Below are 10,117 nucleotides of genomic sequence, written 5' to 3'. Positions count from 1 at the left end.
CCGCGTTCGCGACGTGCTTCGGTCTGCTCATGGTGGGGCTGGCCGCCGATGGTTGGCACGGCTCCGCGGTGGTCGCCTGGGTGGCGGCGCTGATCGCGGTCGCGGTGGGCATCGTAATCCGGCGTGCCGCAACGGTTGCCGTACTGCTCGCCGCGGTTACCGTCATCCTGTCCGACCCGCCGGTGATATTCGTCGCGCTGTCCGGCTTGTGCGCCGCCGCCTACCTGGTGTGCCGTCACACGGTCGGCGCGTCGGCCGCGGTGGTGCAGGACAGTTGGCCGACGGCGGCCGGCGCCGTGGGGTTCACGTTCGCCGGGTGGGTCGCGACGTCATTTCCCTTGCAGTTGCCGTGGTTGCCGTTGGTGGCCCCGCTGGGGGCACTGGTGATCTACCTCCTGGCCATCCGGCCGTTCATGAGCTGACCGGCCATGCCGCGGGCCGCGTCAGTGCAGCAGGACGGCGGCCTGGTCGGCCAGGTCGAGCAGCGGCTGCGGGAAGATGCCCAGCACCACGGTAACCGCGGCGCACACCGCGATCGCGGCCTTGCTCAAAAACCCCGGCGCCAACACGTGCGGGGTGTCCTCCGTCGCCTCCGTGAAGAACATCGACACGATGACCCGCACGTAGAAGTACGCGGCGACGCCGCTGGCGACCACACCGACGATCACCAGGGGTACGGCACCGCCCTGGGCGGCTGCCTTGAAGACGGCGAGCTTGCTGACGAATCCACTGGTCAGCGGGATACCGGCGAACGCCAACAAGAACATCGAAAACATCACGCCCACAATGGGCGAGCGCTGACCCAGGCCCGCCCAGTGCGAGAGTGTCGCGTCTTCGACTCCGTCGGCGTCGCGGATCAGACCGACGATCGCGAACGCGCCGACGGTGCTGAAGCTGTAGGCCAGCAGATAGAACAACGTGGCGGAGAGGCCCGTATGGTTATCGGCGATGACGCCGGTGAGGATGAATCCGACGTGGGCGACCGACGAGTAGGCCAGCATGCGTTTGACGTCGGTCTGGTTCACCGCCGTGATGGTGCCGACCGCCATGGTCAGGATGGAGATGGCCCACAGCACCGGACGCCACTGATCGTGCAGCGGCGGCAGCGCCACATAGATAACCCGAAGCAGCGCACCGAAAGCCGCGACTTTGGTGGCCGCCGCCATGAACCCGGTGATGGGGGTGGGCGCGCCCTGGTAGACGTCGGGAATCCAGGAGTGGAACGGAACGGCACCGACCTTGAATAGCAGGCCGACCGACAGCAGGGCGACGCCGACCAGCGCCATCGAGGTCTCGCCGCGCGCGGCCAGCGCATCGCGGATACCCGTCAGCAGCAGCGTGCCGGTGGCGCCGTAGAGCAGCGCGACACCGTACAGGAAGAACGCCGACGAAAACGCGCCCAGCAGAAAGTACTTCATCGCCGCTTCCTGCGAGAGCAGCCGACGGTGACGGGCCAGGCCGCACATCAGGTATAGCGGCAAGGACAACACTTCCAGCGCGACGAACATGGTCAACAAGTCGTTGGATGCGGGGAAGACCATCATGCCGCCGACCGACAGCAGCGCCAGCGGGAACAGCTCCGTCTGGGCGGCCCCGGCCCGTTCGGCCTCGCGCTCGGCGTCGCTGTCGGGCACCGCCGAAGCCTGCGGCGTAAAGGAGTCCAGGCCGCCCGAGCCCGCGGTGCCGACTCCCACGGACACCGTGCTGTCCGCCTTGGCTTGGGCGCGTTCGGCGATGAAGATGACTGCCATCACCGCGACCAGCAGCACGGTGCCCTGCAGATACAGCGTCGGGCGGTCAACGGCCATCGCGCCCAACAACGCCACGCGCCCCGAGCCTGGGATCGAGCGGCTCACGGCGATGACGGCGACGAACGCCGCGATCAAACCGGCGAGCGAGAGTGTCACCTGCCCGGCGTAGCGAATTCGCCTGGGCAGGAACGCCTCTGCGAGCACACCCAGCACGGCGACGCCGAACACGATGAGTGTCGGGCAGAGCAGGAAGTACTGGATGCTCGGGGTAGGGAGGGTCATCGCGGTCCTTCGGCGGTCCGGTGTAGTTCGGCCGGTCTGGGTGTCCCCACCGGGACGGTGGGCTTCGGGTCATGCTGGCCCATGGTGGTCATGGTGTTCTCGACGGCGGGATTGATGATGTCGAGCACCGGCTTGGGATAGATGCCGAGCATCAGCAGCAGCGCGATCAACGGTGCGACGACGACCAATTCACGTCCGCGCAGATCGCCGATCTTCTCGTTGCCGCTGGCGACCGGCCCGGTCATCACGCGCTGGTACAGCCACAGCATGTAGACCGCCGAGAGCACGAGCGCGGTAACCCCGAATCCGGCGGCCAGCCAGTACCGGCTGAAAGTGCCCAGCAGGACCAGGAATTCGCTGATGAACGGCGCCAGGCCCGGCAATGACAGGGTTGCCATCGCCGAGACCAGGAAGGTGCCCGCCAGTATCGGCGCCACCTTCTGCACGCCGCCGTAGTCGGCGATCGCCCGGCTGCCGTGCCGCGATATCAGGAATCCGGCGATCAGGAAGACCGCGGCCGTAGACAGGCCGTGGTTGAGCATGTACAGCGTCGACCCGCTCTGCCCCTGGCTGGTCATCACGAAGATGCCCAGGACGATGAATCCGAAGTGTGAGATCGAGGTGTAGGCGATCAGCCGCATGATGTCGGTCTGACCGATGGCGACGATCGCGCCGTAGACCACCCCGATGACCGCCAGCACGACGATCAGCGGGCGGAAATACGTTGAGGCGCCGGGGAACAGCTGCAGACAATAGCGCAGCATGCCGAAGGTGCCGACCTTGTCCATCACCGCCATCATCAGCACCGCGGTGGCCGGGGTGGCCTCGACGGCTGCGTCGGGCAGCCAACGGTGGAACGGCCACAGTGGTGCCTTGATCGCGAACGCGAACATGAAACCCAGGAACAGCGCCTTGAACACCGCGGAGTCCGCGCCGTAACGACCCGACGCGACGCCGGCCACGATCTCGCGGAAGTCAAAGGTGCCCGCATTATGCTGCGAGGTCACCACGTACACTCCGATGACCGCGGCCAGCATGATCAGCCCGCCGAACAGGTTGTACAACAAGAACTTCACGGCCGCGCGCGACCTGCCGGGGCCGCCGCCGAAACCTCCGATCAAAAAGTACATCGGGACGAGCATGGCCTCGAAGAAGACGTAGAACAGCAGCACGTCCAGGGCGACGACCGAAATGAGCACCATCGACTCGATGGCCAGCGTCAAGGCGATGTAGGCCTGCACCCCGCGGCTGCGCTCGCCGCTTCGTGACCATCGCGCGCTCGGCGAAGCCGGGCGCAGCTGGTCGTCACCATCGCCGTCGTTCCAGCCGGCCACCTGCAGCACTGGAATCAGCACGGCCGTCAGCAGCACCAGCACCACCGCGATACCGTCGACACCCAGGGTGTAGCCGGCGCCGAACGCCGGGATCCACGGATGCTTTTCGACGAATTGGTACGGCGCGCCACCGGTTTTGAACCCGACGGTGACCACGACGGCCACCGCCAGGGTCAGTACGCCGAAGACCAGACCCGTCCACTTGGCGAGCTGCCGCAGTCCGGGCGGCATCAGGATGATCAGCACGGAGCCGGCCAGCGGCACCAGCCACAGCACGCTCAGCCAGGGAACGCTATTCATGAGCGCCGCTCCTTGTCATCGCTTCGTCTCCGCAATCGGGAGGTACTGCCACATCGGTTCGCTCGCCGACACCGATCACCACAGTCGCACCGCCAGGATCAGCGCGATCACCAGCACGGCGCCCGTCAGCATCGACAATGCGTAGTTGCGGGCGAAGCCGGTTTGCAACCCGCGCAGCCGATTTGACGTCGAACTCACCAGGGCAGCCAGGGCGTTGACGGAGCCGTCGACACCAGTGTTGTCGATGTCGACAAGCGCGTGAGTCAGTTGCGCACCGGGGCGCATGAAGACCTCCTCGTTGAAGGCATCGCCGTAGAAGTCGCGGCGCACCGCCGTCGTCAACGGCGACACGGACAGCGGAGCCACCCGGGGGATCGGTGCCTTCGCGTACAACCGGTAGGCCACCGCGATGCCGATGACCACGACACCTAGCGCGAGCGCCGAACTGACCCAGACCGGGTACGCATGGGTGACTTCCTCGTGCTTTCCGACGACCGGTTCGAGCCAACTCTGCAGGGTGCCGCCCAGCGCCAGCAGGCCACCGGAGAACACCGACCCGACCGCGAGCAGGATCATCGGCCACGTCATCAGGGCCGGTGCCTCGTGCGGGTGCGCGCCTGGACCCCAGCGCTTCTTGCCGAAGAAGGTCATCAGCATTACGCGTGTCATGTAGAACGCGGTGACGCCGGCGCCCAATAGCGCGGCGCCGCCGAGCAGATAACCCTCGATGCCGCCCGAGGCCAACGCGGCCTCGATGATGGCGTCCTTGGAGAAGTAGCCGGCGAAGGGCGGCACACCGATGATCGCGAGGTAACCCAGGCCGAAGGTGACGAATGTGATGGGCAGCGCCGCACGCAAACCGCCGTAACGGCGCATGTCCTGTTCTTCGTCCATCGCGTGAATCACCGCGCCGGAGCCGAGGAACAATCCGGCCTTGAAGAATCCGTGGGTGAGCAGGTGCATGATCGCGAAGGCGTAGCCGGCCGGGCCCAGGCCCGCCGCCAGCACCATGTAGCCGATCTGGCTCATCGTCGACGCTGCCAGCGCCCGCTTGATGTCGTCCTTGGCGCAGCCGATGAAGGCTCCGAGCAGCAGCGTGACCGCACCCACGATGACCACGGCCAGTCGCGCGTCGGGGGACAGGTTGTACAGCGGGTTGGACCGCACGATCAGATAAACACCGGCGGTCACCATGGTGGCGGCGTGGATCAGCGCGGACACCGGGGTGGGGCCCTCCATGGCGTCACCAAGCCAGGCCTGCAGCGGGACCTGGGCGGACTTGGCGCACGCACCCAGCAGCAACAGCAGTCCCATCGCGGTCAGCGCGCCGCGATCAGCCGCCGGTGCGCCGGCGAACACGCCGGCATACGACAAGGTGCCGAAAGTGCTGAACATCAAGAACATTCCCAGGGCCAGCCCGGCATCGCCGACCCGGTTCATCACGAACGCCTTCTTCGCCGCGGTGGCCGCCGTCGGCTTGTGGTACCAGAATCCGATCAACAGGTAGGACGCCAGGCCGACGCCTTCCCAGCCGACGTAGAGCACCACGTAGTTGTCGGCGACGACCAGCAGCAGCATCGACGCCAGGAACAGGTTGAGGTAGCCGAAAAACCGTCGGCGGTCGGAGTCTTCGGCCATGTAGGCCACCGAATAGATGTGGATCAGTGACCCGACCCCGGAGATCAGCAACACGAAACACACCGACAGCTGGTCGATTTGCAGACCGAAGTCGACCTGAAGCCCACCGACGGGGATCCAGCTGAACACCTTCTGGTGGATGACGCGGTTGTCGGCGGTGCGGCCGAGCAGCTCGCTGAGCAGGGTCAGGCCCACTCCGAATGCGGCGAGGGCGGTAGCACAGCCCAACCAATGCCCCCACCGGTCGGTGCGTCGCCCGCCGAACAGCAGGATTGCGGCGCCCGCCAATGGCAGCGCCACCAGCACCCAGGTGTATTGAGTCATGTTGGCGTCTTCAGCCTTTGAGTAGATTCGCGTCGTCGACGGACGCCGATTTGCGGGTACGGAAGATGGTCATGATGATGGCCAGGCCGATGACCACCTCGCAGGCGGCGACCACCATGGTGAAGAACGCGATCATCTGCCCGTCCAGGTGGCCGTGCATCCGCGCGAACGTGACGAAGGCGAGGTTGACGGCGTTGAGCATCAGCTCGACGCACATGAACATCACGATGGCGTTGCGGCGCAACAACACACCGGAGGCCCCGATGGTGAACAGCAGTGCCGAGAGGTATAGGTAATTGGCCGGATTCACGACGTACCACCTTGTGAGAGAGTCGGGCTCGGCTCGGGGGACGGGGTGGTCTTCTTGCCGTCGGCGCCGCGGCTTTGCAGCATCGGCGACACCGAAAGTTTCGAGTACGAGCCGTCCGGCAGCAACGCGGCCACGTCGACGGCGTTGTGGCGTGCGTAGACACCGGGGCTGGGCATAGGAGTCGGATGCCCGCCGGCCTGGAATCGTTCCTGGGAGAGCTCGCGCTGTGTCTTGCGGCGCGCGAAGCGCTCGCGGTGCGCCAGCACCATCGCACCGACGGCCGCGGTGATGAGCAGTGCGCTGGTCAGCTCGAACGCCCACAGGTACCGCGAAAAGATCAGCGCCGCCAGCCCTTCCACGTTGCCGTTGGCGTTGGCGGTGGTGAGCCCGGCGAAACCGCCGGTGGTCAGGTTGCCGATGGCGGCGATGAGCAGAATGCCGAACGCCATACCGGCCGCCACCGAGGCGATGCGCTGTCCGCGCAGCGTCTCCTTCAGTGATTCCGCGGAGTCCACACCGATGAGCATCAGCACGAACAAGAACAGCATCATCACCGCGCCGGTGTAGACCACCACTTGAACCACACCCAAAAACAGCGCGTCCTGGATCATGTAGAAGACCGCCAGGATGATCATGGTCATCGCCAAGAACATTGCCGAGTAGACGGCGTTGACGGCGGTGACCACCCCGACCGCGCCGAGCACTGCCAAAACACCCAGCACCCAGAAGGTGACCGCTTCGCCGGTGGAGGTGCGGACGATCGTGTCTTGCGTAAAGCTCGACGCCACTTCGACGGCGTGGCCGGTCAAACCGGTCACCGGGATTCTCCGGCCTGCTGGGCCTGGCGCAACCCGTGCGCGGTCACATTGCCTTCGTAGTAGTCCTTGTCGGTGGCCCCTTCGGCCCTGGGGTGCGGCGGCGCGAGCATGTCTGGCAGCAGCGGTGCCAGCAGCCGATCCTTCTCATAGATCAAGTCCGCGCGATTGTCGTCGGCCATCTCGTAGTCATTGGTCATGGTCAGCGCGCGAGTGGGGCAGGCCTCGATGCACAGCCCGCAGCCGATGCACCGCAGATAGTTGATCTGGTAGACCCGACCGTAGCGTTCCCCGGGCGAATACCGCAGTTCCTCGGTGTTGTCGGCGCCCTCGACATAGATCGCGTCGGCCGGGCACGCCCAGGCGCACAACTCGCACCCGATGCATTTTTCTAAGCCGTCCGGATAGCGGTTCAACTGATGACGGCCATGGTAGCGCGGCATGACGGGGCCCGGCTTCTCCGGATACTCCTCGGTGACACGCTTTTTGAACATCGATCCGAACGTCACGCCGAATCCGGCCACGGCGTCCAAGAATTTAGCCACGTGCTTTCTCCTTGCTCGCAGCCGCCAGGGACTGCAGGGCTTTCGCTGGCAGCGGCGGTGTCGGGAATACCGGTGTCGAGCGTTGTGCGGCCGGCAACTTCTTCGCCTCGCGGCGCAACTGTTTCTCCAGCGCACGAATACCCGGCGCGCTGAAGGGTTTTCGCAGCAACAGCACGAGCGCAACGGCGAACACGAGGCTGCTCGCCACCAGGATCGGGGTCCAGTGCTGATAGCCCTGGTTGCGCAGTGTGCGAATGACCGCGGCGATCAGCACCCAGACCAGCGAGGCCGGGATCAGCAGCTTCCAGCCCAGACCCATGAACTGGTCGTAGCGCAGCCGGGGCAGCGAGGCCCGCAGCCAGAAGTAGATGAACAGGAACGTCCACATCTTCGCGGTGAACCACAGCACCGGCCACCAACCGGTGTTGGCGCCCGCCCACATGTTCAGTGGCCACGGCGCGTGCCAGCCACCGAAGAACAGGGCGGTGGCCAGCGACGAGACCGTCATCATGTTGACGTACTCCGCCAGCATGAACATCGCGAACTTCAGCGATGAGTACTCGGTGTGGAATCCCGCAACCAGTTCACCCTCGGCTTCCGGCAAATCGAAAGGCGCCCGGTTGGTTTCACCGACCATCGAGATCAGGTAGATCACGAACGAAGGCAGCAGCAGGAACACGTACCACACCCGGTCCTGCGCCGCGACGATCTGCGACGTCGACATGGAGCCGGCGTAGAGGAAGACCGCCGCGAACGAAAGTCCCATCGCCACCTCGTAGGAGATGACCTGGGCGGTGGAGCGCACCCCGCCCAGCAGCGGGTAGGTGGACCCGGAAGCCCACCCGCCCAGCACGATTCCGTACACACCGATCGCCGACAGCCCCAGAATGAACAGCACCGCGACCGGCAGGTCGGTCAGCTGCAGCGGCGTGCGGTGTCCGAACACCGACACCACCGGACCGAACGGGATGAACGCGAAGGCGGTGAAGGCCGGGATCGTGGAGATGACCGGCGCCGCGAAATACACGAACTTGTCGACGCCGCCCGGGGTAATGGTTTCCTTGAGCGCCAACTTGATTCCGTCGGCCAGGCTCTGCAGGGCACCCCACGGCCCGACGCGGTTGGGCCCGGGCCGCAGCTGCATCCAGCCGAGGATCTTGCGTTCGAGCAGAATCGCCACCAGCACGTTCAGCATGAGGAAAGCGAAAATCGCCAGCGCCTTGCCGATCACCAACCACCAGGCGTCGTGTCCGAACGCGGTCAACGTCGTCATGAGCGCCGCTCCTTCCGCCCGTGTTGGATCGCTTCGCTGCGTTCATCGTCGCCGGCGATCATGATCCAGCTCCGATCTTGACTGTGCTGCCGACGGATACGCCGAGTTGGCGATGCACCGCCGAGCCGGGCGAGTTCACCGGAAGCCACACCACCCGGTCGGGCATGTCGGTGATCACCAGCGGCAGGTTGATGGATCCGCGCGAGGTGCTGACCGTGACCGCGTCGCCGTCGGCGGCGCCGATCTCGGCGGCCGTATCGGCGGACAGCCGGGCGACCGGTTCGCGCGCCGTTCCCGCGAGATGTGGCTCGCCGTCTTGCATTCGGCCGTTGTCCAGCAGCATCCGCCAGCCGGCCAGTACCGCCTCGCCCGCTGCGGGCCGGGCCGGCTCGGCGGCCGCGACGTCCGGGTCCGCGGCGCGCTTGCCGTCCCAGTGCCGCAGCGCCGCGAGTTCTTCGCGTGCGGTGGTGATGGTGGACATGCCCAGATACACGCCCATTTCGTCGGCAAGCGTGTCGAGCACCTGGTGGTCGGATTGGCCGGCGTGCTGGGCGCTGCCGCGCAGCGCCGCTTCGAACGGCCGAAAGCGGCCCTCCCAGTCGACGAATGAACCGGCCTTCTGCGTCGTCGGTGCGACCGGGAACACGACGTCGGCGCGTTCGGTCACCGCACTGTGCCGCAACTCCAAGCTGACCACGAAGCCGACGCTGTCCAGCGCCGCCAGTACCGCTTGGGGGTCGCTGAAGTCGTCGGGCTCGACACCGCCCACGAGCAGGGCACCCAGCGTGCCGTCGGTCGCGGCGCCCAGGATTGCGTGGGCGTCACGTCCACCGCCAGAGGGCAATTCGGAAACGTTCCACGCGTGGGCGACCTGCGCCCGCGCGGTCTCGTCGTCGACCGGTCGGCCACCGGGCAGCAGCCCCGGCAGCGCACCGGCTTCCAGTGCGCCCCGCTCGCCGGCACGGCGGGGCACCCAGGCCAGGCGGGCGCCGGTAGTGTCGGCGAGCCGGGCCGCGGCGGACAATCCGCCCGGCACCGTGGCCAGCCGTTCGCCGACCATGATGACCGCCCCCGGGGTGGAGAGCAGGTCGCCCACCTCGCCGCCGGCCAATTCGTCGAGTACCGAAGCTTCGGCGCCGGGAACGGTTTTGATCAGCCGCCCGGACATCTTGGTCAGCGCGCGGGTGGCGAAAGGCGCGACGGCGTACACCGGCAATCCGTGTTTGCGGGCCGCCTTGCGCAGCCGCAGGAAGACGATGGGCGACTCGTCCTCGGGCTCGAAACCGACCAAGACGACGACCGGCGCCGATTCCAGATCCGCGTAGCTGACGGTGATCGGATGGCCGGCGATCCGGGCGGCCAGAAAGTCGGCCTCCTCCGCCGAGCTCGGGCGTGCCCGAAAGTCGATGTCGTTGCTGTCCAGGACGATTCGCGCGAACTTGGAATAGGCGTAGGCGTCCTCCAAGGTCGCCCGGCCGCCGACCAGCACACCCGTGCGGCCGCGCGCCGCTTCGAGGCCCTTTGTCGCGACGGCGATCGCGTGCG

General features: G+C 66.4%; 9 protein-coding genes. 1 reads left to right on the top strand and 8 read right to left on the bottom strand.

From position 1 onward, the window contains the following. The coding region (locus A5686_RS03880; protein WP_082947473.1) for a hypothetical protein at positions 1 to 422 on the top strand (422 nt) is incomplete at its 5' end. A gap of 21 nt (positions 423 to 443) precedes the next feature. On the opposite strand, the gene nuoN is transcribed toward A5686_RS03880, so the two are convergent. The 8 genes from nuoN to A5686_RS03840 all read right to left on the bottom strand — a co-directional run. Further along, positions 444 to 2,033: an NADH-quinone oxidoreductase subunit NuoN gene (nuoN, locus tag A5686_RS03875; RefSeq protein ID WP_067931316.1), complete on the bottom strand. Its 1,590-nt coding sequence runs from the start codon at positions 2,031 to 2,033 to the stop codon at positions 444 to 446. After that, on the bottom strand, positions 2,030 to 3,667 hold the full coding sequence (locus tag A5686_RS03870; protein WP_067931313.1) for an NADH-quinone oxidoreductase subunit M: 1,638 nt from the start codon (positions 3,665 to 3,667) through the stop codon (positions 2,030 to 2,032). The genes nuoN and A5686_RS03870 overlap by 4 nt, the downstream gene beginning before the upstream one ends. Before the next feature lie 75 nt (positions 3,668 to 3,742). Then, positions 3,743 to 5,629 carry an NADH-quinone oxidoreductase subunit L gene (gene nuoL, locus A5686_RS03865; protein ID WP_067931311.1) on the bottom strand — a complete coding sequence of 629 codons (1,887 nt, stop codon included), beginning with the start codon at positions 5,627 to 5,629 and terminating at the stop codon, positions 3,743 to 3,745. Between the two features lie 10 nt (positions 5,630 to 5,639). After that, the gene (gene nuoK, locus A5686_RS03860; RefSeq protein ID WP_007772892.1) at positions 5,640 to 5,939 is read right to left on the bottom strand and encodes an NADH-quinone oxidoreductase subunit NuoK; all 300 of its coding nucleotides are present in this window, start codon (positions 5,937 to 5,939) and stop codon (positions 5,640 to 5,642) included. After that, positions 5,936 to 6,727, bottom strand: a complete 792-nt coding sequence (locus A5686_RS03855) for an NADH-quinone oxidoreductase subunit J (RefSeq protein WP_197520467.1) — start codon at positions 6,725 to 6,727, stop codon at positions 5,936 to 5,938. The genes nuoK and A5686_RS03855 overlap by 4 nt, the downstream gene beginning before the upstream one ends. Before the next feature lie 26 nt (positions 6,728 to 6,753). Continuing rightward, positions 6,754 to 7,299 carry an NADH-quinone oxidoreductase subunit NuoI gene (gene nuoI, locus A5686_RS03850; RefSeq protein ID WP_067931307.1) on the bottom strand — a complete coding sequence of 182 codons (546 nt, stop codon included), beginning with the start codon at positions 7,297 to 7,299 and terminating at the stop codon, positions 6,754 to 6,756. Beyond that, positions 7,292 to 8,563, bottom strand: coding sequence for an NADH-quinone oxidoreductase subunit NuoH (gene nuoH, locus A5686_RS03845; protein ID WP_067931318.1), 1,272 nt, complete (start codon positions 8,561 to 8,563; stop codon positions 7,292 to 7,294). The genes nuoI and nuoH overlap by 8 nt, the downstream gene beginning before the upstream one ends. A gap of 67 nt (positions 8,564 to 8,630) precedes the next feature. Beyond that, a partial coding sequence (locus A5686_RS03840; RefSeq protein WP_156749924.1) for a molybdopterin-dependent oxidoreductase occupies positions 8,631 to 10,117 on the bottom strand: 1,487 nt, incomplete at its 5' end.

Origin of the sequence: Mycobacterium sp. E2479 (assembly GCF_001667925.1) — a bacterium.
Taxonomy (GTDB): domain Bacteria; phylum Actinomycetota; class Actinomycetes; order Mycobacteriales; family Mycobacteriaceae; genus Mycobacterium.
Note: the sequence above shows the minus strand (reverse complement) of the source record. Positions and strands in the feature narration are given on the sequence as shown.

Excerpts from the sequence above, each read along its gene's own strand:
- A5686_RS03870 (WP_067931313.1), bottom strand. The coding sequence starts at position 3,667 with ATGAATAGCGTTCCCTGGCTGAGCGTGCTGTGGCTGGTGCCGCTGGCC.
- nuoL (WP_067931311.1), bottom strand. The coding sequence starts at position 5,629 with ATGACTCAATACACCTGGGTGCTGGTGGCGCTGCCATTGGCGGGCGCC.
- nuoN (WP_067931316.1), bottom strand. The coding sequence starts at position 2,033 with ATGACCCTCCCTACCCCGAGCATCCAGTACTTCCTGCTCTGCCCGACA.